At 57.7% G+C, this 26,291-nt stretch carries 25 protein-coding genes; 17 read left to right on the top strand and 8 right to left on the bottom strand.

Annotation, left to right across the window (positions count from 1 at the left end):
• Positions 1 to 30: 30 nt before the first annotated feature.
• Positions 31 to 693, bottom strand: coding sequence for an HAD family hydrolase (locus tag ABFV38_RS20765; protein WP_074180434.1), 663 nt, complete (start codon positions 691 to 693; stop codon positions 31 to 33).
• Positions 694 to 1,014: 321 nt separating this feature from the next.
• Between ABFV38_RS20765 and ABFV38_RS20760 the strand changes: the two genes are divergently transcribed.
• Positions 1,015 to 1,461, top strand: coding sequence for an NlpC/P60 family protein (locus ABFV38_RS20760; protein ID WP_252077835.1), 447 nt, complete (start codon positions 1,015 to 1,017; stop codon positions 1,459 to 1,461).
• A 5-nt stretch (positions 1,462 to 1,466) separates the two neighbouring features.
• Here the strand turns inward: ABFV38_RS20760 and ABFV38_RS20755 are convergent, their stop codons facing one another.
• Positions 1,467 to 2,261, bottom strand: a complete 795-nt coding sequence (locus ABFV38_RS20755) for an SDR family NAD(P)-dependent oxidoreductase (RefSeq protein WP_348959440.1) — start codon at positions 2,259 to 2,261, stop codon at positions 1,467 to 1,469.
• A 32-nt stretch (positions 2,262 to 2,293) separates the two neighbouring features.
• Positions 2,294 to 3,175, bottom strand: a complete 882-nt coding sequence (locus tag ABFV38_RS20750) for a LysR family transcriptional regulator (protein WP_348957967.1) — start codon at positions 3,173 to 3,175, stop codon at positions 2,294 to 2,296.
• A gap of 99 nt (positions 3,176 to 3,274) precedes the next feature.
• Between ABFV38_RS20750 and ABFV38_RS20745 the strand changes: the two genes are divergently transcribed.
• From ABFV38_RS20745 to arnF, 8 genes are all read left to right on the top strand, one after another.
• The gene (locus ABFV38_RS20745) at positions 3,275 to 3,778 is read left to right on the top strand and encodes a phenolic acid decarboxylase (RefSeq protein ID WP_008503103.1); all 504 of its coding nucleotides are present in this window, start codon (positions 3,275 to 3,277) and stop codon (positions 3,776 to 3,778) included.
• Positions 3,779 to 4,104: 326 nt separating this feature from the next.
• On the top strand, positions 4,105 to 5,244 hold the full coding sequence (gene arnB / locus ABFV38_RS20740; protein WP_048027756.1) for a UDP-4-amino-4-deoxy-L-arabinose aminotransferase: 1,140 nt from the start codon (positions 4,105 to 4,107) through the stop codon (positions 5,242 to 5,244).
• 1 nt (position 5,245) lies between these two features.
• On the top strand, positions 5,246 to 6,229 hold the full coding sequence (arnC, locus tag ABFV38_RS20735; RefSeq protein ID WP_111967794.1) for an undecaprenyl-phosphate 4-deoxy-4-formamido-L-arabinose transferase: 984 nt from the start codon (positions 5,246 to 5,248) through the stop codon (positions 6,227 to 6,229).
• Positions 6,226 to 8,208, top strand: a complete 1,983-nt coding sequence (arnA, locus tag ABFV38_RS20730; protein ID WP_348957966.1) for a bifunctional UDP-4-amino-4-deoxy-L-arabinose formyltransferase/UDP-glucuronic acid oxidase ArnA — start codon at positions 6,226 to 6,228, stop codon at positions 8,206 to 8,208. The genes arnC and arnA overlap by 4 nt, the downstream gene beginning before the upstream one ends.
• Positions 8,205 to 9,107: a 4-deoxy-4-formamido-L-arabinose-phosphoundecaprenol deformylase gene (gene arnD, locus ABFV38_RS20725; RefSeq protein ID WP_235402464.1), complete on the top strand. Its 903-nt coding sequence runs from the start codon at positions 8,205 to 8,207 to the stop codon at positions 9,105 to 9,107. The genes arnA and arnD overlap by 4 nt, the downstream gene beginning before the upstream one ends.
• Positions 9,104 to 10,759 (top strand): lipid IV(A) 4-amino-4-deoxy-L-arabinosyltransferase, encoded by a 1,656-nt coding sequence (arnT, locus tag ABFV38_RS20720; RefSeq protein ID WP_235402467.1) that lies wholly within the window; start codon positions 9,104 to 9,106, stop codon positions 10,757 to 10,759. The genes arnD and arnT overlap by 4 nt, the downstream gene beginning before the upstream one ends.
• Positions 10,759 to 11,094 carry a 4-amino-4-deoxy-L-arabinose-phosphoundecaprenol flippase subunit ArnE gene (arnE, locus tag ABFV38_RS20715; protein WP_045909037.1) on the top strand — a complete coding sequence of 112 codons (336 nt, stop codon included), beginning with the start codon at positions 10,759 to 10,761 and terminating at the stop codon, positions 11,092 to 11,094. Before arnT ends, arnE begins: the two co-directional genes overlap by 1 nt.
• The gene (gene arnF / locus ABFV38_RS20710; RefSeq protein WP_235402469.1) at positions 11,091 to 11,495 is read left to right on the top strand and encodes a 4-amino-4-deoxy-L-arabinose-phosphoundecaprenol flippase subunit ArnF; all 405 of its coding nucleotides are present in this window, start codon (positions 11,091 to 11,093) and stop codon (positions 11,493 to 11,495) included. The genes arnE and arnF overlap by 4 nt, the downstream gene beginning before the upstream one ends.
• Here the strand turns inward: arnF and acpT are convergent.
• Positions 11,428 to 12,048, bottom strand: a complete 621-nt coding sequence (gene acpT, locus ABFV38_RS20705; protein WP_235402471.1) for a 4'-phosphopantetheinyl transferase AcpT — start codon at positions 12,046 to 12,048, stop codon at positions 11,428 to 11,430. The genes arnF and acpT overlap by 68 nt on opposite strands.
• 104 nt (positions 12,049 to 12,152) lie before the next feature.
• The gene (locus tag ABFV38_RS20700) at positions 12,153 to 13,202 is read right to left on the bottom strand and encodes an AI-2E family transporter (RefSeq protein ID WP_045909021.1); all 1,050 of its coding nucleotides are present in this window, start codon (positions 13,200 to 13,202) and stop codon (positions 12,153 to 12,155) included.
• Positions 13,203 to 13,347: 145 nt separating this feature from the next.
• Between ABFV38_RS20700 and ABFV38_RS20695 the strand changes: the two genes are divergently transcribed.
• The gene (locus ABFV38_RS20695) at positions 13,348 to 14,565 is read left to right on the top strand and encodes an MFS transporter (RefSeq protein WP_048027718.1); all 1,218 of its coding nucleotides are present in this window, start codon (positions 13,348 to 13,350) and stop codon (positions 14,563 to 14,565) included.
• Positions 14,566 to 14,569: 4 nt separating this feature from the next.
• On the opposite strand, the gene ABFV38_RS20690 is transcribed toward ABFV38_RS20695, so the two are convergent.
• Complete coding sequence (locus ABFV38_RS20690) at positions 14,570 to 15,127, bottom strand: DcrB family lipoprotein (protein WP_032664758.1); 558 nt, start codon at positions 15,125 to 15,127, stop codon at positions 14,570 to 14,572.
• A 72-nt stretch (positions 15,128 to 15,199) separates the two neighbouring features.
• Positions 15,200 to 15,865, bottom strand: coding sequence for a 7-cyano-7-deazaguanine/7-aminomethyl-7-deazaguanine transporter (locus tag ABFV38_RS20685; RefSeq protein ID WP_008503072.1), 666 nt, complete (start codon positions 15,863 to 15,865; stop codon positions 15,200 to 15,202).
• A 167-nt stretch (positions 15,866 to 16,032) separates the two neighbouring features.
• Between ABFV38_RS20685 and tusA the strand changes: the two genes are divergently transcribed.
• Both tusA and ABFV38_RS20675 read left to right on the top strand, forming a co-directional pair.
• Entirely contained in the window at positions 16,033 to 16,275 is a 243-nt protein-coding gene (gene tusA, locus ABFV38_RS20680; protein WP_008503071.1) for a sulfurtransferase TusA, read from the top strand.
• Positions 16,276 to 16,627: 352 nt separating this feature from the next.
• The gene (locus tag ABFV38_RS20675) at positions 16,628 to 17,074 is read left to right on the top strand and encodes a hypothetical protein (protein ID WP_348957965.1); all 447 of its coding nucleotides are present in this window, start codon (positions 16,628 to 16,630) and stop codon (positions 17,072 to 17,074) included.
• 183 nt (positions 17,075 to 17,257) lie between these two features.
• On the opposite strand, the gene yhgN is transcribed toward ABFV38_RS20675, so the two are convergent.
• Positions 17,258 to 17,851 (bottom strand): NAAT family transporter YhgN, encoded by a 594-nt coding sequence (gene yhgN, locus ABFV38_RS20670; protein ID WP_003861574.1) that lies wholly within the window; start codon positions 17,849 to 17,851, stop codon positions 17,258 to 17,260.
• 177 nt (positions 17,852 to 18,028) lie between these two features.
• Between yhgN and asd the strand changes: the two genes are divergently transcribed.
• The 5 genes from asd (at position 18,029) to glgA (ending at position 26,284) form a co-directional block, all read left to right on the top strand.
• The gene (gene asd / locus ABFV38_RS20665) at positions 18,029 to 19,132 is read left to right on the top strand and encodes an aspartate-semialdehyde dehydrogenase (RefSeq protein ID WP_024908885.1); all 1,104 of its coding nucleotides are present in this window, start codon (positions 18,029 to 18,031) and stop codon (positions 19,130 to 19,132) included.
• A 249-nt stretch (positions 19,133 to 19,381) separates the two neighbouring features.
• Complete coding sequence (gene glgB, locus ABFV38_RS20660; protein WP_045416955.1) at positions 19,382 to 21,568, top strand: 1,4-alpha-glucan branching enzyme; 2,187 nt, start codon at positions 19,382 to 19,384, stop codon at positions 21,566 to 21,568.
• Positions 21,565 to 23,538, top strand: coding sequence for a glycogen debranching protein GlgX (gene glgX / locus ABFV38_RS20655; protein ID WP_348957963.1), 1,974 nt, complete (start codon positions 21,565 to 21,567; stop codon positions 23,536 to 23,538). The genes glgB and glgX overlap by 4 nt, the downstream gene beginning before the upstream one ends.
• A 17-nt stretch (positions 23,539 to 23,555) precedes the next feature.
• Positions 23,556 to 24,851 carry a glucose-1-phosphate adenylyltransferase gene (gene glgC / locus ABFV38_RS20650; RefSeq protein ID WP_348957960.1) on the top strand — a complete coding sequence of 432 codons (1,296 nt, stop codon included), beginning with the start codon at positions 23,556 to 23,558 and terminating at the stop codon, positions 24,849 to 24,851.
• Positions 24,851 to 26,284 (top strand): glycogen synthase GlgA, encoded by a 1,434-nt coding sequence (gene glgA / locus ABFV38_RS20645; protein WP_008503065.1) that lies wholly within the window; start codon positions 24,851 to 24,853, stop codon positions 26,282 to 26,284. Before glgC ends, glgA begins: the two co-directional genes overlap by 1 nt.
• Positions 26,285 to 26,291: the final 7 nt, after the last annotated feature.

Genomic DNA, 26,291 nt, shown 5'->3' with positions numbered 1-26,291 from the left:
GAGGGCTGGGGTGAGGGCACCAGACCGCACCTAACCCTTAATCGGTGAATTCCGGCGCTTGCGCGGCGGGTGGAAGTGCCGCCAGTGCGGATCCTGCGCCGCCGCCAGCAGCTCGTGGTCGCCGCGGGTGTCTCCCCAGGCGCGCAGGTGATAGGCGTTCAGATCGCCATACACTTTTTCCAGCCTGGCCACCTTCTGGGCACAGCGGCAGTTGTGGCCCGTGATGCGCCCCGTCAGCTTGCCGTTTTTCACTTCCAGCTGCGTGCCAATCAGCTTAATGCCCAGTTTGTCAGCCCACGGCTGAAGCACCAGTGCCGGAGACGCGGAACAGATGGTCACCTCCGCACCGGAATTCACCTCGGCCGCCACGGCCAGAACCCCTTCGGGGCGCATCAGCTTGTTCCAGTATTTTTCGCAAAAGGCTTCCGCCTGCTGGCGCAGCCAGTGTTCATCCACGCCCGTCAGGAACGTTTTAATCAGCACTTCCTTTAGCTCGTCGCGCGTCAGCTTGCGACGCACACAGTGGAGCGTGGGCAGCGCCATGCGCACCAGGCGGCCAGCGAAGTAACGTTTACCGAAGGCAAAGCGCAGGAAAGGGATAAAGCTGTCGTGGTGCGTTAACGTCCCATCAAAGTCAAAGACAGAGAGCACGCTGGATTTCGCCACCGTCTCGTCGGCAATCATATTGGTCATAAATACGTCTTAGCTGAAATACACATTCTGTGGATCAGTTTACCTGCTTTACCAGGACAGTCCTTACATCACCACCATTTTTTTCTCGATCTTGCGATCTCAAAGTGAGTCCAATTTTGGTCTCGATAAGAATTGGTGAAAAAACGATCTGTCTATATTATCGCCACATCGCACGATATTTAGGGGAACCCTTTGGCCCCCACAGGTAAGGAAAAACTCACTCACTACCTCTTTTTTGATATGACTCTTAGATCGTTTATTTCAATCCTTACGTTAAGTTTTGCGTCGTTTTCTGCATTCAGTTTTCAACTTCCCGCGTCGATGTTATCGATGAACCATGAACTGGCAGTCTCGCCAGCGAAATCTGCGCTGATGCAACAGGATACGGGCCCGCTGCGCGCGCGCATGCTCGATCAATACCAAAAGTGGAAGGGGACCCAGTACCAGTGGGGCGGTACCACGCGCCGCGGGGTGGATTGCTCCGCGCTCATGCAGCACCTGTTCAGCGATGTGGCGCATCTTAATTTACCGCGCACGACCGGCGAGCAGATCCACCGCGGGGTGCAGGTGACGCAATACCGCCTGAGGCCCGGAGATCTGGTGTTCTTCCAGACGGGTCCGAACCGCAGGCATGTCGGCGTTTATATTGGCAATAGCCAGTTCATTCATGCCTCAAGCAGCCAGGGCGTCACGGTCTCAACCCTGACGGATGCTTACTGGCAGGCGCACTACATTACTGCCCGTCGGGTTGCAGGCAGTGCAGCCTGACCGCCTCAGATGATGTCATCCACGACGCCGCCGTCGACGCGCAGCGCCGCGCCCGAGGTGGCGGAAGCCTGGGGCGAACAGATATAAATCACCATATTGGCCACCTCTTCAACCGTGGCCGCGCGCTGTATCACCGAGCTGGGGCGGTTGGCCATCACAAACTCTTTCGCCAGCTGCTCCAGCGATTTACCGGTTTTTTCGATTTCATCCTTCATCATCTCTGCGAAACCGTCCGACATCGTTGGCCCCGGCAAGACGCTGTTGACCGTCACGCCGCTTCCCGCCACGAACTTCGCCAGTCCGCGCGCCAGGGAGAGCTGCGCCGTTTTGGTCACCCCGTAGTGGATCATATCCGCCGGGATATTGCAGGCCGACTCGGAGGAGATAAACACCACCCGCCCCCAGCCTTTTTGCACCATGCCTGGCAGCAAGGCGCGGGACAGACGCACGCCGGACATCACGTTGGTCTGCCAGTAACGCTCCCAGGTTTCATCGTCGGTGGAATAGAAATCCTGCGGGCCGTAAATCCCGGCGTTGTTAACCAGAATGTCGACGTTATTCGCCACCTTCAGCAGCGACTCGACCCCTTCCGCCGTGCTGAGATCGGCAATCGCGGCGCGCACCTGGACGCCCGGCACCACCTGCTGCAGCTGCTGAATGCCTTTGTTCACCGATTCCGTGCTGCGGCCATTGACGATCACCTCGGCACCGCTTTCTGCCAGCCCTCTGGCAATGGCGAACCCGATCCCGCCGGTTGAGGCGGTCACCAGCGCCACTTTCCCCGTAAAGTCGATTTTCATCATCCGCTCCTTATCGTTTTAACGTTCGGACCTTAAAGCGTAGCAGGTGAGGATGACGGCTCCTTGCTAAAAAGGCGCAGCAGCGTCTCCACCTGCTCGTCAAGCGGGGCGAGGGAGCGCTTAACAATCAGGTGAAGCGGCGTCGCTCTGCGTGCACCGTGGCTCAGCGGCAGGCGTTTCAGGATGCCTTGATCCAGCTGAGTCTGGATGCGTTCCTCCGGCAGCCAGCCGTAGCCGACCTGAGAGAGGACGGCCTCAATGGCGGCATCGATGGTGGAGAAGGTCCATGACTCACCGGCCGCGCGCGCGGCGGGCTGGCTGTCCGCAATCTGAATGAGCGGCCACGGGCGTAGCATGTCATCGTTAAGCGGCGCGTCGAGGTCAAAGAGGGGGTGCTGATGGTGGGCCACGGCAACAAAGTCGATATTCATCAGCCATTCGCCGAGCCCGGTCATGTCCTGGCGGCGGGTGAGGACCATCACATCGGCTTCGTCGTTAATGGCATCGTCCCGGGTGTTTTCCAGCACCTCGGTGAGTCGTACCTGGGTTTGCGGATACTGCTGCTGGAACTGGCGCAGAATGGCAAACAGGCGGCGGCGGGGGAAAATGGAATCCACCACCAGATCCAGCCGCGTGCGCATTCCGTTGCGAAGAGTCGCTGCGCGCGTCTCAACGTACGAAAAGGCTTTCAGCAGCGGTTTAACCTGGTTGAGCAGCAGTTCTCCTGCCGGCGTCAACACCGCCCGTCGTCCTTCCGGCACCAGGAGGGCCACGCCCAGCCGCTCCTGCAGCAGCGACAGGTTATAGCTCACCGAAGACTGGCTGCGGTGCGTTTCTTCCGCCGCTCGGGCAAAGCTGCCCGCCTCGACCACTTTCGCCAGTAAAGACCATTGTTCAAGCGTTGTCTTATGCATAATTTATCTAAAATTTGGATGAATTTGATTAAAACATAGCGTTATTCATTCATTTTTTGAAGGGGTACGATCGTCTCATCAAAACAAAGGAGACATCTTATGAACACCTTCGACAAACACGACTTAAGCGGCTTCGTTGGCAAACACCTTGTTTATACCTACGACAACGGCTGGAACTACGAGATTTACGTCAAAAATGAGACGACCCTGGATTACCGTATCCACAGCGGTCTGGTGGCAAACCGTTGGGTGAAAGATCAGCAGGCTTACATCGTGCGGGTAGGGGAGAGCATCTATAAAATTTCCTGGACCGAGCCAACCGGTACCGACGTCAGCCTGATTGTGAACCTGGGCGACAAATTGTTCCACGGCACCATCTTCTTCCCGCGCTGGGTCATGAACAACCCGGAAAAAACCGTCTGCTTCCAGAACGATCATATTCCACTGATGAACAGCTACCGTGATGCGGGCCCGGCGTATCCAACGGAAGTGATTGATGAATTTGCCACTATCACCTTTGTACGTGACTGCGGCGCCAATAACGAAAGCGTGATCGCCTGTGCGGCCAGTGAATTACCGAAAAACTTTCCAGATAACCTGTAATAAGCGCGACAATTAACTAAAAAGAAAAGTTCCCGGCTATTTCATATTATTTTGAAATGGCCGGGATTTTTTTTGTTTGTTGATGTATGGTTTAAATGATCCCATTTCAAAATGTTGCAGAAGATCACATCAAAAATATTTAATATTAAATTAACTTGTTGTTTTTCAATTGGCTGCTAGTTGTCTTATAGCGTTGTAAACGCTGTCTTAATTTTTCCCTAAGGAAAGAGAGATACTTTGATATAAGTTTATGGTTCGTTGAAATAAACGGGCCAGCATTTGGTTAATATCAAAAACGTGCCATTTTGATTGCAAGGAAATTAATAATGAGTGATTTTCTGCCTTTTTCGCGACCGTCGATGGGCGCTGAGGAAATTGCGGCGCTTCAGGACGTTTTGATGTCGGGCTGGATCACCACGGGGCCTAAGAATCAGGAACTTGAAGAGGCATTCTGTCAACTTACCGGGAATCAGCATGCGATTGCCGTCTGTTCCGCCACCGCGGGCATGCACGTTACGCTGATGGCGCTGGATATTGGCCCGGGCGATGAAGTCATTACCCCTTCCCAGACCTGGGTGTCCACGCTGAATATGATCGTATTGCTGGGCGCCACGCCGGTCATGATTGATGTGGATAAAGACACATTAATGGTGACGCCAGAAGCCGTTGAAGCCGCCATTACCCCGCGCACTAAAGCCATTATTCCCGTTCACTATGCTGGCGCGCCGTGTGAAATCGACGCTATCCATGCCATCGGTGAACGTCACGGTATTCCGGTGATTGAAGATGCGGCTCATGCCGCCGGAACGTACTACAAAAACCGTCACGTGGGCTGGAAAGGAACGGCAATTTTCTCCTTCCACGCCATTAAAAACATGACCTGCGCGGAAGGCGGCCTGGTGGTCACCGATAACGCGCAGCTGGCACAGCGGATCCGCAGTCTGAAATTCCATGGCCTGGGCGTAGACGCCTATGATCGCCAGACGCACGGCCGCGCGCCGCAGGCGGAAGTGATCGCGCCGGGCTATAAATACAACCTGGCGGACATCAACGCCGCGCTGGCGCTGGTGCAGTTAGGCAAACTGAAAGAGGCCAACAAACGCCGCCAGGAAATCGCTGAACGCTACCTGCGGGAGCTTGCCGATACGCCGTTCCAGCCGCTCACTATTCCGTCATGGCCGCACGTGCACGCCTGGCACCTGTTTATTATTCGCGTTGATGAAGCGCGCTGCGGGATCTCACGCGACAACCTGATGGCGGCGTTGAAAGAGAAAGGCATCGGTACCGGCCTCCATTTCCGCGCGGCCCACACGCAAAAATACTACCGCGAGCGTTTTCCTGATGTATCGCTCCCGAATTCTGAATGGAATAGCGCGCGTATTTGTTCTCTCCCTCTTTTCCCGGACATGACTCATGACGACACAACCCGCGTCATTACCGCACTCCATCAGCTTGCAGGACATTGATATGTTCAGTGCACCGCCTGTACAAAAAGTATCCGTGGTCATCCCGGTTTATAACGAGCAGGAGAGCCTGCCCGAACTGATCCGCCGTACAACGGCCGCCTGCGACACGATGGGCAAGGCCTACGAAATTCTGCTGGTGGATGATGGCAGTAGCGATAATTCCGCGCTGATGCTGACCGAAGCCGCGCAGGTTGAAGGCAGCCACATCGTAGCCGTGCTGCTCAACCGTAACTACGGCCAGCACTCGGCGATTATGGCGGGGTTTAGCCACGTCACGGGCGATCTGATCATCACCCTGGACGCGGACCTGCAAAACCCGCCGGAAGAGATCCCGCGCCTGGTGGCCAAAGCCGACGAAGGCTATGACGTGGTCGGCACGGTCCGTCAGAACCGTCAGGACAGCCTGTTCCGCAAGCTGGCCTCGCGCACCATCAACCGTCTGATCCAGCGCACGACTGGTAAAGCGATGGGCGATTACGGCTGCATGCTGCGTGCCTACCGCCGCCATATTGTCGATGCCATGCTGCATTGCCACGAGCGCAGCACCTTCATTCCGATTCTGGCGAATACCTTTGCCCGTAAGGCAACGGAAATCCCGGTTCTGCACGCCGAGCGCGAGCACGGGGAATCGAAGTACAGCTTTATGCGTCTCATCAACCTGATGTATGACCTCATCACCTGCCTGACCACCACGCCGCTGCGTCTGCTGAGCGTTTTCGGCAGCATTATTGCCGTGGCCGGTTTTGGACTGTCCGTTCTGCTGGTAGTGCTGCGACTGGTCTTTGGCCCGCAGTGGGCGGCGGAAGGGGTCTTCATGCTTTTTGCCGTGCTGTTTATGTTCATCGGCGCCCAGTTTGTCGGGATGGGTCTCCTCGGTGAATACATTGGCCGTATCTATAACGATGTTCGCGCGCGTCCGCGCTACTTTATTCAACGTGTTGTCCGTCAGGAACACAAAGCATCTCAAGAGGAAATTCACCCATGAAAGCTGTTGTATTTGCCTATCACGATATGGGGTGCACGGGCACGCTGGCCCTGCTGGAAGCGGGCTATGACATTGCGGCAATCTTTACCCATCCGGACGCGGCTGGAGAAAACACCTTTTTCGGCTCCGTGGCGCGTATCGCCGCCGAGCGCGGTATCCCGGTTTATGCGCCGGACGACGTTAACCACCCGCTGTGGGTGGAGCGCATCCGCGCCCTCGCGCCTGACGTGATTTTCTCGTTCTACTATCGCAACCTGCTCTCTGACGAGATCTTAGGCCTGGCCGCAAAAGGCGCCTTTAATCTTCACGGTTCTCTGCTACCTGCCTACCGTGGCCGCGCCCCGCTGAACTGGGTGCTGGTGAACGGTGAAACGGAAACGGGCGTGACGCTGCACCGCATGGTGCGCCGTGCGGATGCGGGCGCTATCGTGGCACAGCAGAAGGTCGCTATTGATGCGGACGACACCGCGCTGCAGCTGCATCAGAAGCTGAACGCGACGGCACAGACGCTGCTGCGTGATGCGCTGCCGGGCATCCTTAACGGCACCTTCAGCGAAACCGCACAGGACGAGAGCAAGGCAAGCTGCTTTGGCCGCCGCGCGCCGGAAGATGGTCGTCTGGACTGGAACAAACCGGCTCGCCAGCTGCACAACCTGGTGCGCGCCGTAACCGATCCGTGGCCGGGCGCCTACAGCTTTGCGGGCGTAAGCAAATTCATCGTCTGGAAATCCCGCGTGCGTGACGACATTCCTGCCGCGAAACCGGGCACCGTCGTCTCCGTCTCCCCGCTGATTGTGAGCTGCGGCGAGCAGGCGCTGGAGATCGTTACCGGACAAACCGACAACGGTCTGTACGTTCAGGGCACACAGCTGGCGCAGTCGCTGGGCCTGGTGGCCGGGGCGCTGATCACCAGCGCACCGGTTGTTGCCATCAAACGCCGCACCCGCGTGCTGATCCTCGGCGTGAACGGTTTTATCGGTAACCACCTGACCGAACGTCTGCTTAAGGACGATAACTACGAAATTTACGGCCTGGATATCGGCGCGGATGCGATCAGCCGCTTCCTGGACAACCCGCGCTTCCACTTCGTGGAAGGGGACATCAGCATCCATTCCGAGTGGATTGAATACCACATTAAAAAATGCGACGTGGTGCTGCCGCTAGTCGCCATTGCCACGCCAATTGAGTACACCCGTAACCCGCTGCGCGTGTTCGAGCTGGACTTCGAAGAGAACCTGAAGATCATCCGCGACTGCGTGAAATACGACAAGCGCATCATCTTCCCGTCCACCTCTGAAGTGTACGGCATGTGTACCGATAAGAACTTCGATGAAGACACCTCCAACCTGGTGGTCGGGCCGATCAACAAACAGCGCTGGATTTACTCCGTCTCCAAACAGCTGCTGGACCGCGTGATTTGGGCCTACGGTGAGAAAGAGGGCCTGCGCTTTACCCTGTTCCGCCCGTTCAACTGGATGGGTCCGCGTCTGGATAACCTGAACGCAGCGCGTATCGGCAGCTCCCGTGCGATCACCCAGCTGATCCTGAACCTGGTGGAAGGCTCGCCAATCAAGCTTATCGAAGGCGGGAAACAGAAACGCTGCTTTACGGATATCAGCGACGGTATCGAAGCGCTGTTCCGCATCATCGAAAACAAAGATAATCGCTGCAACGGTGAAATCATTAACATCGGCAACCCGGACAACGAAGCGAGCATTCGCGAGCTGGCCGAGATGCTGCTGGCCAGCTTTGAGCGTCATCCGCTGCGCGATAAATTCCCGCCGTTTGCCGGCTTCCGCGAAGTGGAAAGCAGCAGCTACTACGGAAAAGGGTATCAGGACGTTGAGCACCGTAAGCCAAGCATTCGCAATGCGAAGCGCTGCCTGAACTGGACGCCGACCGTGAAGATGGAACAGACCATTGATGAAACGCTTGATTTCTTCCTGCGCACCGTGGAGCTGTCGGAACAGGTCTCATGAAAAAAGTCGGTTTACGCATTGATGTCGACACCTTCAGGGGAACGCGTGACGGCGTACCCAAACTGCTGGAACTGCTGAACAAGCACGGTGTGCGCGCCAGCATTTTCTTCAGCGTGGGGCCTGACAACATGGGACGCCATTTATGGCGTCTGGTTAAACCGGCATTTCTGTACAAAATGCTGCGCTCGCGCGCAGCATCCCTCTACGGCTGGGATATTTTGCTGGCCGGCACCGCCTGGCCCGGCAGACGTATCGGCGCGGGTAATGAAGCTGTTATCCGCGAGGCGGCGCAGCATCATGAGGTGGGTCTGCACGCCTGGGATCACCATGCCTGGCAAGCCTGGGCGGGCGTCTGGGATATCCCGCGCCTGTCCCGTGAGGTCGAGCGTGGGATGCTGGAGCTGGAGGCCATCATCGGTCAGCCCGTGCGCTGCTCCGCCGTGGCGGGATGGCGTGCGGATCAGCGCGTCGTGAAAGCCAAAGAGGCGTTCGCGTTTCGCTACAACAGCGATTGCCGCGGAACCGGGCCCTTTTTGCCGCTGTTAGGCGAAAATCGCTACGGTACGGTGCAAATTCCGGTCACGCTTCCCACCTGGGATGAAGTGGTCGGACGCGAGGTGAAGGCGGATGAGTTCAATCGCTACATTCTGGACCGCATTCATCGTGACGCCGGTACGCCGGTGTATACCATCCATGCCGAAGTGGAAGGGATTGCGTATCAGCATGATTTCGATGAACTGCTGACCATGGCCGCTCAGGAGGGCATCGAATTCTGCCCGTTGAGCGAGCTGCTGCCAGACGACCTCAGTACCCTGCCCGTGGGCAAAGTGGTCCGTAATGAACTGGCTGGCCGGGAAGGCTGGCTTGGTTATCAACAAACCGTGAGTCCGGTCCCATGAAAACAGCCCGTTATGGCTTAGCGCTTCTCGCACTGTTTATCGTTTACTACCTCATTCCGGTCGATATCCGCCTGCTTTGGCAGCCTGATGAAACGCGCTATGCGGAAATCAGCCGCGAAATGCTGGCCTCCGGAGACTGGGTTGTCCCGCATTTTCTGGGGCTGCGTTACTTTGAAAAGCCAATTGCTGGCTACTGGGTCAACAGCATCGGGCAGATGCTGTTCGGGCACACGAACCTCGCCGTGCGCGCCGGGTCCATCTTCTCCACCGGTTTAGCCGCGCTGCTGGTTATCTGGATGGCCTGGCGTCTCTGGCGGGATAAGCGGACAGCCATTTTCTCCGGCCTGATCTTCCTGACCCTGTTCCTGGTGTATGGCATCGGCACGTATGCGGTGCTGGATCCTATCATCACCCTGTGGCTGGTGGCGGCGATGTGCAGCTTCTGGCTGGCGTCACAGGCCCAAACCGTTGCCGGAAAAGCGGGCGGCTATGTGCTGCTTGGGCTGGCCTGCGGGATGGGGGTGATGACCAAAGGCTTCCTGGCGCTGGCGGTACCGGTGATTGGCGTGCTCCCGTGGGTGATCGCCCAGAAGCGCTGGAAAGAGGTGCTGATTTTTGGCTGGCTCGCGATCCTGAGCTGCGTGCTGATTGTTCTGCCATGGGGGCTGGCCATTGCGCAGCGTGAGCCTGACTTCTGGCGTTACTTCTTCTGGGTGGAGCATATTCAGCGTTTCGCCCAGAGCGACGCGCAGCACAAAGCCCCGTTCTGGTACTACATACCGTTCCTGATTGCGGGTAGCCTGCCGTGGCTGGCACTGCTGCCCGGCGCGTTTCGTCTCGGCTGGAATGACCGACAAAACGCGGGCGGCGGGTTCTATCTGCTGGGATGGGTGGTGATGCCGCTGCTGTTCTTCAGCATCGCCAAAGGCAAGCTGCCGACCTACATCCTGCCGTGTTTTGCCCCGCTGGCGATCCTGATGGCGCGCTATGCCTGCCTCGCGGCGGAGAAAGGCGCCAGAGCGTTGCGCATTAACGGCGGGATTAACCTGGCGTTTGGCGTTATCGGCGTGGTGGCGGCGCTGGTGGTCTCCCCGTGGGGACTGTCTAAGCATCCGGTCTGGACCTCGGTCGAACTGTATAAAGTGTTCTGCGCGGTGGTCGCGTTCCTCATCTGGGCCGCGGTAGGCTGGTTTACGTTCAGGCAGAGCCAGCAGCGCTGGTGGCTGGCGGCGTTCTGCCCTGCGGGCCTGGCGCTGCTGATTGGTTTCGCCATTCCTAACCTGGTGGTGGATTCCAAACAGCCGCAGTCGCTGGTCGACACCGTGCGCGAGCCGCTTCAGGACAGCCGTTACGTGCTGGCCAATAACGTGGGCGTGGCCGCTGGCCTGGCGTGGGAGCTGAAGCGCAATGACATCACGCTGTTTGGTCAGAGTGGCGAACTGCGCTACGGGCTGGATTATCCTGATGTGAAAGATCGTTTTGTCGGTAAAGATGACTTCGCGCAGTGGCTGGCTGAGCACCGTCAGCAGGGTCGCGTATCGCTGGTTATCCTGCTGTCAAAACGCGATGACCTTTCGCGGGCGAATCTGCCAGAACCGGACAGCCTGTATATCCAGGGCCGTCTGGCCTACCTGCAGTATCTGCCGAAGTGATGACCTGGATCTGGCTGATACTGGCAAGCCTGCTCAGCTGTGCAGGACAGCTGTGCCAGAAACAGGCTACCCGTCCGGCGAAAGCCGGGCGGCGTGGCGTGCATATCGCGCTGTGGCTTGGCCTGGCTCTGCTGGCGCTGGGCAGCGGGATGCTGGTCTGGCTGGTGGTGCTGCAGCGCCTGCCTGTCGGCATTGCCTACCCTATGCTGAGCCTTAATTTTGTCTGGGTGACGCTGGCGGCGAAGGTATTCTGGCGTGAAACCGTCGCGTCACATCACTGGCTGGGGGTAGGGTTGATCATCATTGGGATTGTTATCCTGGGAGGAAGCCTGTGAAAGGGGCGTTCTGGGCCTTATGCAGCGTGCTGTTAGTCAGCGCCGCGCAGCTGTTGCTGCGCAGTGCGATGCAGGCACTGCCGCCGGTCAGCGATGTTCTGGCGCTTATTTCCGCGCTGTGGCACTTCTCATCCGGCACGGGGGCGCTGCTGCTGGGGTTGATGGGATATGTGGCCTCGATGGGCTGCTGGTACCTGGCGCTGCATCGCATGGCGCTCAGCAAAGCGTATGCCTTGCTGAGTCTTAGCTATATCCTGGTGTGGGGCGCCGCGATCCTGCTGCCGGGCTGGGGAGAAAGCTTCTCCTGGCACGGGCTGGTGGGGGTCGGGTTTATTATTCTGGGTGTGTTGACGATTTTTCGGCCAGCACGTCGTCAGCAGAATGGATCAGCCCGGCCCTGAGCTCAAAGGGCGTCGCGGTACAGACCGCAAGACTCAGCGAGTCTATCCGGCAGTGGCTGACTGAGTGAAATGCGCGGGCGGTACTGTCAATGCTAACCATTTGCCAGGCGTGACCGCCGCTCTGTTTAACGATCGCTTCTTTCCGCGTCCAGATGCGCCAGAACGCCGTAAGCTGGCTCTCTGGCATTTCTTTTTCCAGCTCTTCATGCTCGGCGCCGCTGAAGACGGCATTGGCGAGCGTGTGCCAGTTATCCTGCGGGCGAATACGTTCCAGTGAACAGCCCACGTTACCTTCGTCACTGATAATTAACGCAATGTCATCATCCGCGTGGCTAAGGCTGAACCACAGCGGATAGTCGCCGGCAAAAAGGGGTTTCCCCTGTTCGTTGTGGATAATCTCCGGCAGTGACTTCGGGGCCAGCAGACGCGAAAGCAACCCGCGACCCGCCAGCCAGCGCGCACGCTGGGCGCCTTCGGGCGCGTGTCGGGAGAGTGCTTCAGCCCAGCGATTGGTGCTCAGCGAGGAGATTTTTCCCAGAAAAACCTGGTACATATAACGTCTGGCCTTCAGTCAAAACAGAGAGAGTCGCAAAGTTTCGCGGCGAAACCATTACTATAATCTATTGTCCCCGGTAATGGCTAACCAGACGAGAGTGCTTACCCAGGCAACCGGCTTTTTGGCCTCCCCGGCCCGAGCAGGATCGCCAGCTTGCTGCCGCCTTTAGTGGTTTCCATCCAGATCTTACACACGCTGGTCAGGGGGACCGACAGCAGCATGCCGACCGGGCCCAGCAGCCATCCCCAAATCAGTAAGGATAAAAAGACGACCAGCGTCGACATGCCCAGCCGGTGCCCCATCATGCGCGGCTCGAGAATATTGCCCAGCACCATATGCACCACGAGGAACAGCGCGCCAACCAGCATGCATTCGTAAAAACCGTTAAAAAGAAACGCCTGAATCATCGGCGGCACGGCGGAAAGCACCGCGCCAATATTGGGCACGTAGTTGAGCAGAAACGCCAGTACGCCCCACATCAGCGCGAACTGCACGTCCATCAGCATCAGCCCCAGCCAGACAATCACCCCGGTCCAGACGCTCAGCAGCGTTTTCAGCGCCAGATATTTTGAGACTCCCTTCAGCGCCCGGTGTAACCCGGCGATATGAATTTGGGGATTATTCAACGCAAAGCGCAGCTTATAGGGGACGTGGCGGACTTCAAACAGCATAAACACCACCGTCATGACCAGCAGCAGAATGCTGGCCATTGCGCCGGAAAGCCCCGTCATCAGCGTGGTGGCGTAGGTCATAACCTTCTCGGAATCCATCCTGCGCAGCATCCGTTCAGGTGAGATATGCAGATTGAGAAAGGGCACCATCTCCTGCAGCGCCACAATCTTACGCGTCAGCTCTTTGTTGTACTGCGGCAGCATGGTGGAGAATTCGCTCAGCGAGGCCGCCAGCACACCGAAGAGCGCCGTCAGGGCAATCAGCATCACGATGACGACAATGGTGATGGCGACCGGACGGCTGACGCCCCGGCGAAGAAACCAGGTGACCAGAGGATTAAGCACAATGGCAAAAAAGAGCGCCAGCAGGAGCTGGACAATAATGTCAGCGGCAGCATGAATACCCGCAAGGATAACCACCAGACAGGCGAGCTTTAATAAGATGTGGAGTCCTGCTTTGTCGGACGGGTTAGCGATCATGCGTGTTCCTTAATATGATGACCCGATAAGTGTAGTGCCCGGGCTTCGCTTCGTCTGGCACCGTTAATCTGAAAGTCGGTGCTGATTTTCTTATTGGGGCGTGGTAATAGTGAAACACTGTTGTAAAAAATCCAGGTAGAACCCCATGCCCGAACCTGCCGCTGAAACGGCACTGAGCGGACTGCGCCTCAATCTGCGCATCGTTTCCGTTGTTATTTTCAACTTTGCCAGCTATCTCACCATCGGCCTGCCGCTGGCGGTCCTGCCGGGCTATGTCCATGACGTGATGGGCTTCAGTGCCTTCTGGGCGGGGCTGGTGATTAGCCTGCAGTATTTCGCCACGCTCCTGAGCCGACCGCATGCTGGTCGCTACGCGGACACGTTCGGTCCAAAAAGCATCGTGGTGGTGGGATTGTGCGGCTGCTTCCTCAGTGGCCTGAGCTACCTGCTGGCTGCCACGACCAGCCACTGGCCGTTGGTCAGCCTGGCGCTCCTCTGCCTGGGCCGCGTCATCCTCGGCATCGGGCAAAGCCTGGCGGGAACCGGCTCGACGCTGTGGGGCGTGGGGGTTGTCGGTGCGCCGCACATTGGCCGGGTGATCTCCTGGAACGGGATTGTCACCTACGGTGCGATGGCGCTCGGTGCGCCGCTCGGCGTGGCCTGCTATGCGTTTGGCGGGCTGTATGGGCTGGCCGTCACCATCATGGCGGTCGCGCTGCTGGCGATTCTGTTTGCGCTGCCGCGCCCGAAAGTGAAGGCCAGCAAGGGCAAGCCGCTGCCGTTTCGGGCGGTGCTGGGGCGCGTCTGGCCTTACGGCATGGCCCTGGCGCTGGCGACCACCGGCTTCGGTGTGATCGCGACCTTCATTACCCTGTTCTATGACGCCAAAGGCTGGGACGGCGCGGCCTTTGCGTTAACCCTGTTCAGCTGTGCGTTTGTTGGCGCGCGCCTGCTTTTCCCTAACGGCATCAACCGTCTGGGTGGGCTGAACGTGGCGATGATCTGCTTTGCGATAGAGATTGTCGGGCTGCTGCTGACCGGAATAGCGATGGTGCCCTGGGTCGCGAAAGTGGGCGTCTTCCTCGCGGGAGCCGGTTTTTCACTGGTATTCCCGGCGCTGGGCGTGGTGGCGGTTAAAGCCGTGCCGCCGCAGAATCAGGGTGCCGCGCTGGCGACCTATACGGTGTTTATGGATATGTCGTTAGGCATTACCGGCCCGCTGGCGGGGCTGGTGATGGCCTGGGCAGGCGTGCCGGTGATCTATCTTGCCGCAGCGGGTCTGGTGATCGTGGCCTTGCTGCTGACGTGGCGGCTAAAAAAATGGCCCCCGGTGCAGGCACCGGAGGCCACGTCATCATCGTGAAACGTTACTGGATCACGATGGTGTTAATGATATTTTCAGCAGCCGTCTGCGCTTTCTGCTGATCTTCCGCTGGCAGGGTGATCTGCAGGGTCAGGAGTTTGTTATCGACCTTGCCCAGCACGACAGAGGAGTAAGCGGTCTGGCCTTTCGCAGAGATGATGCTGTCCAGCTGCTGCAGCTTATGGCCTTTCAGCTCGATCGATTTATTGGTCACGACCTGCAGCTGCGGGTCGCGGCCGCGCTGCTGATCTTCAAGACGTTTGGACAGGACGGCCAGATCTTCGCTGGTGTCGTCGCCCACAATCACAATGACCGCTTTCTGCCCGGTTGCGTCGGAGTAAACGTGCATGTTGTTCGCCTGAGTGCCCAGCTTGCCGCTCTGGTCAGTCATATCGGCTGGCAGAGAGAAGCTGAGTTTGCCCTCCATCAGATTCACCGGCTGGCCGGTCGCATTGCTTTCTGCGGATGCGCCCTGAGCAGGCGTTTTTGTGTCGCTGTTATCACAGGCTGCAAGACCCACAACCAGCAGGCCAATCCCGACATATTTAACCAGATTGCGCATTGACTTCTTCCTTTCGATAAACGGCCATAACGGCTCATTCGTTCATCTTATCACAACTGATAAAGCGAACCCTTAACCTGCCTGCAATGCCGTGATTTCAGATTTATCTGCCAGCCTTTTCAGCAGCATATTCAGCAGCACGCCGTACATGGGCAGGAAGAAGACAATGCTGATGAGCACCTTAAAGCAGTAGTCCACCAGTGCGATTTCCATCCAGTGTTCGGCCATAAACGCATCCGGGCTACGCCAGAAGGCGATGAAGAAGAAGGCCAGCGTATCGCTCACGTTACCGAACAGCGTGGAGGCGGTGGGTGCCATCCACCAGCGATGATTCTGACGCAGGCGGTTAAACACATGTACGTCCAGAATCTGCCCCAGCGCGTAGGCCATAAAGCTTGCTGCGGCGATACGGGCGACAAACAGGTTGAAGTGGGTTAACGCCTCAAAACCCTGCCAGCTTCCCATATAAAACAGGGACGAAACCCCGTACGAGATGAACAGCGCCGGGAGCATGACCGCAAAAATAATGCGGCGAGCCAGCGGTGCGCCAAAGATACGCACGGTCAGATCGGTGGCGAGGAAAATAAACGGGAAACTGAACGCGCCCCAGGTGGTATGAAAACCAAAGATGGAGATAGGGAGCTGCACCAGATAGTTGCTGGAGGTGATCACCAGCAAATGGAAAAGCGAAAGCCAGAACAACGCTTTTACGCGCTGAGATTCAGAAAACTGCGTCATATTGTGACCTTTTTATACGTTGGGGTGAGGGAACCCAATAAAAACCGCAGCATGATACTGCTTTGGCAGGACATTGCAATGGTTAGTTTTTACGCAATCGTTAACCTGGTTTGCATTGATCGCAACCGGGCGTAAACTACAGCCGTTTTTACCTGACCGAGAAGATCATGACCGACCTGTTTTCCAGCCCAGACCACACCCTTGATGCCCAGGGCCTTCGCTGCCCGGAACCGGTAATGATGGTACGTAAAACCGTGCGCAACATGCAGACCGGTGAAACGCTGCTGATCATCGCCGACGACCCGGCCACGACCCGCGACATTCCCGGTTTTTGTACCTTTATGGAGCATGAGCTGGTGGCACAGCAGACTGAGGCGCTGCCGTACCGGTATTTGATTCGTAAGGGATAGCCCTCACTTATTTGGGGGGAGGTTGAGGGTATCAGGCCGTACCCATCATAAATAATCATTCGTTTTGCGAGCCGCCTTCCAGAGCCTCTCTTGCCACCCGATCGGCAAAGCAGTATCTTCTTGCCGCGCCTGCAAAATCAGGCGCCAGGATTAGCCTCCTGCCTTACTTCTTCGGTGACACAAGTATTTTTGTGTCGCACGCTTAGCTACACTCCAACGGTGGGCCGAGCGGGGGCGTCGCAAGACGCGCCGGTATCCGAAGAGGCCGGTAAGGCTAACCCTGCTCGGTTCCGCCACCAGCGAGATTAGCCTCTCCAGTGGTGGATAAAAACTACTCTTTGGAGGCGGTCATATGACTACTACCCCTAACGTTTCTCACTCTTTATTCACTATTCCGTTCGATCGCACCACAGATTTCACCAAACTTGCAGACAACTGCGAGCGGTTTGTTGACTCAATGGCTGAATGCGAAGATCAGCCACAGAAGATGGCGCTGTGCGGGCGGCTTTCCGCCTGTCTGGCTCTTCTCCAGCCAACATTGCTTGAACCTGTTCCTGAATATTTAAAAGCGAGTTTAACGGTAGATGACCTGCCGTTGGACGTCCCTGCCTTCGAACCGGAAGTTGATCAGTTGGGAAGCTATTGCCAGCTATTAACACAGTTGCTGTTGGCTCGTTCACTTTCAGAACGTGATGAAAGAGTGGCTGGAGATTTGTTGCAAGGCTTAGTTGGGCTGTATAGCGGTATGTTGAAAGCACCGCGCTGGTTGCGTACAAATGAAGGCATCTTGCCACTGTGAAAAAAGTCGGGTGGCGCTAACGCTTACCCGACCTACGGGACTAGAGCAGTTGTAGGCCGGGTAAGCGTTAGCGCCACCCGGCAAAAAAGGCCTCTGCGGCCTGATGCCCTCACCCCGGCCCTCTCCCACGGGGAGAGGGAGCAAACATTAAAAATGGCCACGTAGTGGCCATTTTGCTTTTACCTAGCCCTTCATCCACGCCCGGATCCCGTCCAGGAACATCTGCGTTGCCATCATGACCAGAATCAGCCCCATCAGGCGCTCCAGCGCGTTTACCCCTTTTTCGCCCAGCAGGCGCAGGAACAGGGACGACTGCAGCAGGATAATGAACGTCCCGCCCCAGGCAATCAGCAGGGCAATCACCAGATGGCTCATCTGATTCGGATACTGATGCGACAGCAGCATCAGCGTGGCCAGAATGGTCGGGCCCGCGACGAGGGGGATCGCCAGCGGCACAATAAATGGCTCTTCACCCGCAGGCAGGCCGCTGCTGCTGCCTTCCGCGCTCGGGAAAATCATCTTAATGGCAATCAGGAACAGAATAATCCCGCCGGAAATCGACACGGTTTCGGCACGCAGGTTCAGGAATGCGAGAATTTTTTCACCCGCAAACAGGAAGATAAACATCACCAGCAGGGCGATGAGCAGCTCGCGGATCATGATCGCCCGGCGACGCTTCGGCTCGGTGTGTTTTAGCACCGACATGAAGATGGGCAGGTTGCCCAGGGGATCCATAATCAGGATCAATAAAACCGCGGCGGAAATGATTTCACTCATGTAAATTATCCCTGAAACTCTCTAAGGTTATTATGATAATTAGCTGTATTTCTGATTGCCGGGCAATCATCGATTAATTTCGCTTGCGACTTTGGCAGCATTTTGTAATGTGAAGCATATCCCAGTTCAATACTGGCTTGCACAATCAGCACACACCCTCAGCAGGAAAAAAATGCTATGAAAAACGTTGGTTTTATCGGCTGGCGCGGTATGGTCGGCTCTGTACTCATGCAACGCATGGTTGAAGAGCGCGATTTCGACGCTATCCGCCCGGTCTTCTTCTCCACTTCTCAGCTCGGCCAGGCTGCTCCGTCCTTTGGTGGTACCACAGGCACGTTGCAGGATGCTTACGATCTGGAAGCGCTGAAGGCGCTCGACATTATTGTGACCTGCCAGGGCGGCGATTATACCAACGAAATCTATCCAAAGCTGCGTGAAAGCGGCTGGCAGGGCTACTGGATTGACGCGGCCTCGTCGCTGCGCATGAAAGACGATGCCATCATCATTCTCGACCCGGTTAACCAGGGCGTGATCACCGATGGCCTGAACAACGGCGTGAAAACGTTTGTTGGCGGTAACTGCACCGTCAGCCTGATGCTGATGTCCCTCGGCGGCCTGTTCGCGCAGGATCTGGTGGAGTGGGTCTCCGTGGCGACCTACCAGGCGGCGTCCGGCGGCGGTGCGCGTCACATGCGCGAGCTGCTGACCCAGATGGGCCAACTGCACCAGAGCGTTGCGACCGAGCTGGCAAACCCGGCATCCGCTATTCTGGATATCGAGCGTAAAGTGACCCAGCTGACCCGCAGCGGCGAGCTGCCGGTGGATAACTTTGGCGTACCGCTGGCCGGTGGCCTGATCCCGTGGATCGACAAGCAGCTGGATAACGGCCAGACCCGCGAAGAGTGGAAAGGCCAGGCTGAGACCAACAAAATCCTCAATACCGCGAACACCATTCCGGTTGACGGTCTGTGCGTGCGTATCGGCGCACTGCGCTGCCACAGCCAGGCTTTCACTATTAAACTGAAAAAAGATGTGTCTATTCCGACCGTGGAAGAGCTGCTGGCCGCGCACAACCCATGGGCGAAAGTGGTGCCAAACGATCGCGATATCACCATGCGCGAGCTGACCCCGGCAGCGGTGACCGGCACGCTGACCACGCCGGTTGGCCGTCTGCGTAAGCTGAACATGGGGCCGGAGTATCTCTCCGCGTTCACCGTCGGTGACCAGCTCCTGTGGGGCGCCGCCGAACCGCTGCGCCGCATGCTGCGCCAGCTGGCGTAATAATTTGTTAAATACCAGGGGTGATTTTCACCCCTTTTTTTTGCGTACTACATGGAGTAACACGCGTATGTCTTATTTTTTATCAGGAGTCATCTAGAGCGTTGGCTATGCTTTAAGGAAGAGTCATTTCTTACCTGAGGTTCGAGCGGAGCAGAATGGATGCACATTTTTGTGCTGTCCCGTTCAGGTCACATTAAAAGTCGTCCCGGAGCGCTTAAAAAGGACGGCATAAAAAACAGGATGAATACCATGTCCGATCGTGTGGATAGAGACGTGATTAATGCGCTTATTGCGGGTCATTTCGCTGACCCCTTTTCTGTGCTTGGGATGCACCGTACTGAGGCCGGTCTGGAAGTTCGGGCACTGTTACCGGATGCCACAGAAGTCTGGGTGATTGAACCCAAAACCGGCCGCAAGGTCGGTAACCTGGAATGCCTCGATTCCCGTGGCTTCTTCTCGGGCGTGATGCCCCGTCGTAAAAATCCTTTTCGCTATCAGCTCGCCGTTCTCTGGCACGGTCAGCAAAACCTGATTGACGATCCCTACAGCTTTGGCCCTCTGCTTAAAGAGATGGATGCCTGGCTCCTCTCCGAAGGGACGCATCTCCGCCCTTATGAAACGCTGGGTGCCCATGCCGATACCATGGACGGCATTACCGGCACGCGGTTCTCCGTATGGGCGCCCAATGCCCAGCGTGTCTCCGTTGTCGGCCAGTTCAACTACTGGGATGGTCGCCGCCATCCGATGCGCCTGCGTCGGGAAACCGGCATCTGGGAGCTGTTTATCCCCGGGGCGCACCACGGGCAGCTTTATAAATTCGAGATGATTGACGCCCACGGCAAGCTGCGCATTAAAGCCGACCCGTATGCCTTTGAAGCGCAGATGCGTCCGGATACCGCGTCGCTGATTTGCGGCCTGCCGGAGAAGGTCGTTCAGACGGAGGAGCGTAAGCAGGCTAACCGCTTTGATGCGCCGATCTCCGTTTATGAAGTCCATCTCGGCTCCTGGCGTCGCCACACCGATAACAACTTCTGGCTCAGCTACCGGGAGCTTGCCGACCAGCTGGTCCCGTACGCCAAATGGATGGGCTTTACCCACCTGGAGCTGCTGCCGGTCAACGAGCACCCGTTCGACGGCAGCTGGGGCTATCAGCCCACCGGGCTGTATGCGCCGACCCGCCGCTTCGGCACCCGCGATGACTTCCGCTATTTCATTGATGCCGCGCACGCCGCCGGGCTGAACGTCATCCTCGACTGGGTGCCGGGCCATTTCCCGGCGGATGATTTCGCGCTGGCAGAGTTTGACGGTACGAAGCTGTACGAGCACAGCGATCCGCGCGAAGGCTATCACCAGGACTGGAACACGCTGATCTACAACTACGGTCGCCGTGAGGTCTCAAACTACCTGGTCGGGAATGCCCTGTACTGGATCGAGCGGTTTGGCATCGATGCCCTGCGCGTGGATGCGGTGGCGTCGATGATCTACCGCGACTACAGCCGCAAAGAGGGGGAGTGGATCCCGAACGAGTTTGGCGGCCGCGAAAACCTGGAAGCGATTGAATTCCTGCGTAATACCAACCGCATTATCGGCGAGCAGGTGGACGGTGCCGTGACCATGGCGGAAGAGTCGACCGACTTTGCGGGTGTCTCCCGTCCGCCGTCATTGGGCGGCCTGGGGTTCTGGTATAAGTGGAACCTGGGCTGGATGCACGACACGCTCGATTACATGAAGCTGGATCCGGTTCACCGTAAGTATCATCACGATAAACTGACGTTCGGGATGCTCTACAACTACACCGAAAACTTCATGCTGCCGCTTTCGCACGATGAGGTGGTACACGGTAAAAAATCGATTCTCGACCGCATGCCGGGCGACGCGTGGCAGAAGTTTGCCAACCTGCGCGCCTATTACGGCTGGATGTTTGCCTTCCCGGGCAAGAAACTGCTGTTCATGGGCAATGAGTTCGCCCAAGGGCGCGAGTGGAACCACGACGCCAGCCTCGACTGGCATCTGCTGGAAGGCGGCGACAACTGGCACCACGGGGTGCAGCGTCTGGTGCGCGATCTGAACCTGACCTATCGCCACCACAAAGCGCTGCACGAGCTCGACTTCGATCCGTACGGCTTTGAATGGCTGGTGGTGGACGACCATGAGCGCTCGGTGTTTGTCTTTGTGCGTCGTGATAAAGCGGGTAACGAGATCATCGTCGCCAGCAACTTCACCCCAGTGCCGCGCGAACACTACCGCTTCGGCATTAACCAGCCGGGCAAATGGCGTGAAATTCTGAATACCGACTCGATGCACTACCACGGCAGCAACGCCGGTAACGGCGGGCTGGTACAGAGCGACGCCATTGAAAGCCACGGGCGACCCAACTCCCTGAGCCTGACGCTGCCGCCGCTTGGCACCATCTGGCTGATGCGGGAGGGCGAATGACGCAGCTTACGGCAGGTAAACCCGAACCGCTCGGGGCGCATTTTGACGGAAAAGGGGTGAACTTCACCCTCTTTTCCGCTCACGCCGAGCGGGTTGAACTGTGCGTGTTTGACGGGGAAGGTAACGAGCACCGTTACGATTTACCCGCGCGTACGGGGGATACCTGGCACGGCTACCTGGCCGGAGGGCGGCCCGGCATGCACTACGGCTTTCGCGTTCACGGTCCGTGGGAGCCCGCGCAGGGGCACTGGTTTAACCCGGCGAAGCTGTTGATTGACCCGTGCGCGCACCGTGTGGACGGTGAATTTAAAGATGACCCGCTCTTCCACGTGGGCTACGGCGAGCCTGACCATCGCGACAGCGCGCCCGTCGCGCCAAAAAGCGTGGTGGTGAACGATCTTTATGACTGGGAAGACGATGCCCCGCCGCAGACGCCGTGGGGCAAGACCGTCATTTATGAAGCCCACGTCAAAGGGCTGACCTACCTGCATCCGTCGATCCCCAAAGAGATGCGCGGCACCTACAAGGCGCTCGGGCATCCCACTATGATCGCCTACCTGAAACACCTCGGCATCACCGCTCTGGAACTGCTCCCCGTTGCCCATTTTGCCAGCGAGCCGCGCCTGCAGCGGCTGGGGCTGAGCAACTACTGGGGCTACAACCCGCTGGCGATGTTCGCGCTCGAGCCGCGCTATGCCGTCCATCCGGAAAAGGCGCGGGACGAGTTCCGCGATGCGGTGAAGGCGCTCCACGCGGCGGGCATTGAGGTCATTCTGGACGTAGTGCTGAACCACAGCGCCGAAAGCGATCTCGACGGCCCGACGCTCTCCATGCGCGGAATTGATAACCGTAGCTATTATTGGATCAGGCAGGATGGCGATTACGAGAACTGGACCGGCTGCGGCAACACGCTCAATCTCAGCCATCCGGCGGTCACGCATTTTGCGTATGAATGCCTGAAATACTGGGTAGAGACGTACCACGTCGACGGTTTTCGTTTCGACCTGGCGCCGGTGATGGGGCGCACGCCGGCATTCAGCCAGCAGGCGCCGCTGTTTGAGGCGATCAAAAACTGCCCGGTGCTCTCGCAGGTGAAGCTCATTGCCGAGCCGTGGGACATCGGTGAAGGCGGTTATCAGGTCGGGAATTTCCCGCCGCTGTTTGCCGAGTGGAACGACCACTACCGCGACGCCGTGCGCCGCTTCTGGCTGGAGCGGAACCTGTCGCTGGGGGAATTTGCCGGGCGCTTTGCCGCGTCGAGCGATCTCTTTAAGCGCGACGGCAAACGCCCGTCGGCCACCGTCAATCTGTTGACGGCGCACGACGGTTTTACGCTCAGGGACTGCGTTTGTTTCAATCAGAAACACAATGAGGCGAACGGCGAAGAGAATCGCGATGGCACTAACAATAACCATAGCTTCAATCATGGTATAGAAGGGTTAGGCGGAAGTCTGGATGTGATAGAGCGGCGACGCGCCAGCGTTCATGCGCTGCTGACAACGCTTTTACTGTCGCAGGGCACGCCGATGCTGCTGGCTGGCGATGAGCATGGTCATAGCCAGCACGGTAACAACAACGCCTATTGCCAGGACAACACCTTAACCTGGCTCGACTGGGGTGAAGCCAACAGCGGGCTGATTCATTTTACCGCTGCGCTGATCCATCTTCGCCAGCAGATCCCCGCGCTGACCGCCAACAATTGGTGGGAAGAGGGTGACGGCAACGTTCGCTGGCTGAATAAAGACGCGCAACCGTTAAGCGCGCAAGAGTGGCAACACGGCGTACCACGCCTGCAAATCCTGCTGTCGGATAAATGGCTGGTCACGCTGAACGCGACGGATGACGTCGCAGAGATTGTTTTACCTGAAGGGGAATGGCGCGCCGTTCCTCCCTTTGCCGGAGCGGATAATCCGGTAGTAATGGCTGTCTGGCACGGGCCTGCGCACGGAGTGTGCGTATTCCAAAGATGATAAAAAAGGAGTTAGTCATGGTTAGATTAGAGAAGAACGATCCCTTAATGTTGGCACGCCAGCTACCATTAAAAACGGTTGCCCTGATACTTGCGGGCGGGCGTGGTACCCGTCTGAAAGATTTGACCATCAAGCGCGCCAAACCGGCTGTTCACTTTGGTGGTAAGTTCCGTATCATCGACTTTGCGCTCTCCAACTGCCTGAACTCGGGCATTCGCCGCATCGGCGTCATTACGCAGTATCAGTCGCATACGCTGGTTCAGCATATCCAGCGCGGCTGGTCATTCTTCAGCGAAGAGATGAACGAGTTTGTCGATCTCCTTCCTGCGCAGCAACGCGTCCACGGCGAAAACTGGTATCGCGGGACAGCGGATGCGGTGACCCAGAACCTCGACATCATTCGTCGCTACAACGCGGAATATATCGTGATCCTCGCCGGGGACCACATCTACAAGCAAGATTACTCCCACATGCTGATCGACCACGTCGAAAAAGGGGCGCGCTGCACCGTGGCGTGTCTGCCTGTGCCCGTTGCTGAAGCGACGGCGTTTGGCGTCATGCACGTGGATGCCGACGACAAAATTATCGACTTCGTTGAAAAACCGGCGAACCCGCCAACCATGCCGGGCGATGACACCAAATCACTCGCCAGCATGGGGATCTATGTCTTTGACGCAGATTATCTTTATGGGCTGCTGGAAGAAGACGACAAAGACGAAAACTCCAGCCACGACTTCGGTAAAGACATCATTCCGAAAATCACGAAAGCTGGCATGGCGTATGCACATCCTTTCCCGCTGTCCTGCGTGCAGTCCGACCCGAATGCGGAACCCTACTGGCGCGATGTGGGCACGCTGGAAGCGTACTGGAAAGCGAACCTCGATCTGGCATCGGTTACGCCTGAACTGGATATGTATGACCAGAACTGGCCGATTCGTACCCATATGGAGTCGCTGCCGCCGGCCAAGTTCGTCCAGGACCGCTCCGGCAGCCACGGGATGACGCTGAACTCGCTGGTGTCCGGCGGGTGCATTATCTCCGGTTCGGTCGTGGTGCAGTCGGTGCTGTTCCCGCGCGTGCGGATAAATTCATTCTGTAATATCGATTCGGCAGTCTTGTTGCCGGATGTCTGGGTAGGGCGCTCGTGTCGTCTGCGTCGTTGCGTGATCGACCGTGCCTGCGTCATCCCTGAAGGGATGGTTATTGGGGAGAATGCGGAAGAAGACGCGCGTCGTTTCTACCGTTCGGAAGAGGGGATCGTGTTAGTCACACGGGAAATGTTGCGGAAGCTGCAGATCAAACAGGAGCGATGATGCAGGTTTTACACGTATGTTCTGAGATGTTCCCGTTATTAAAAACGGGCGGACTGGCAGATGTGCTTGGCGCATTACCGGCGGCGCAAATCGCCGGAGGCGTGGATACCCGAGTCCTGCTGCCCGCCTTTCCGGATATCCGGCGCGGTATACCCGATGCGAAAGTGGTGACCCGCCGTGAAACGTTTGCCGGACGCATTACCCTGCTGTTTGGACATTACAATGGCGTAGGGATTTACCTGATCGACGCGCCGCACTTATACGATCGCCCGGGCAGCCCGTATCACGATACGAACCTGTTCGCCTATACCGACAACGTGCTGCGCTTTGCGCTGCTCGGCTGGGTCGGCGCCGAAATGGCGACGGGGCTGGATCCGTTCTGGCGTCCGGACGTGGTGCACGCGCACGACTGGCACGCCGGGCTTGCCCCGGCGTATCTCGCCGCGCGCGGCCACCCGGCGAAATCGGTCTTTACCGTGCATAACCTGGCGTATCAGGGGATGTACTACGCCCATCACATGAATGACATCGATCTGCCATGGTCGTTCTTTAACATGCACGGTCTGGAGTTTAACGGGCAGATCTCGTTCCTGAAGGCGGGGCTGTACTACGCCGATCACATCACGGCGGTGAGCCCAACCTACGCGCGTGAGATCACCCAGCCGGCGTTTGGCTACGGCATGGAAGGGTTGCTGCAGCAGCGCCATCGCGAAGGCCGCCTGTCGGGCATCCTGAACGGCGTGGATGAACAAATCTGGAGCCCGGAAACCGATCTCCTTCTGGCGGCGCGCTACGGTCGTGATTCCGTGGAAGACAAAGCGGAGAACAAACGCCAGCTGCAGATTGCGATGGGCCTGAAGGTGAACGACAAAGTGCCGCTGTTCGCCGTCGTGAGCCGCCTGACCAGCCAGAAAGGGCTGGATCTGGTGCTGGAGGCGCTGCCCGGTTTACTGGAGCAGGGGGGACAGCTGGCGCTGCTCGGCGCGGGCGACCCGGTGCTGCAGGAAGGTTTCCTTGCCGCCGCCGCGGAACATCCGGGGCAGGTAGGCGTACAGATTGGCTACCACGAAGCGTTCTCGCACCGCATTATGGGCGGCGCGGACGTCATCCTGGTGCCAAGCCGTTTCGAACCCTGCGGCCTGACGCAGCTGTACGGCCTGAAATACGGCACCCTGCCGCTGGTACGCCGCACGGGCGGACTGGCGGATACCGTATCCGACAGCTCTCTGGAAAACCTGGCGGACGGTATCGCCAGCGGATTTGTCTTTGAGGACAGTAATGCCTGGTCGCTGCTTCGGGCGATTCGGCGTGCTTTCGTCTTGTGGTCCCGTCCATCGCTGTGGCGTTACGTACAACGTCAGGCGATGTCCATGGACTTTAGCTGGCATGTCGCGGCGCAGTCATACCGCGATCTCTATCAACGCTTGATGTAACGAGGCG

Origin of the sequence: Enterobacter cloacae complex sp. Mu1197 (genome assembly GCF_040059225.1) — a bacterium.
In the GTDB taxonomy this organism is placed as follows: domain Bacteria; phylum Pseudomonadota; class Gammaproteobacteria; order Enterobacterales; family Enterobacteriaceae; genus Enterobacter; species Enterobacter quasiroggenkampii.
The sequence above is the reverse complement of the archived record's forward strand: the minus strand, read 5'-3'. Positions and strand labels throughout refer to the sequence as shown.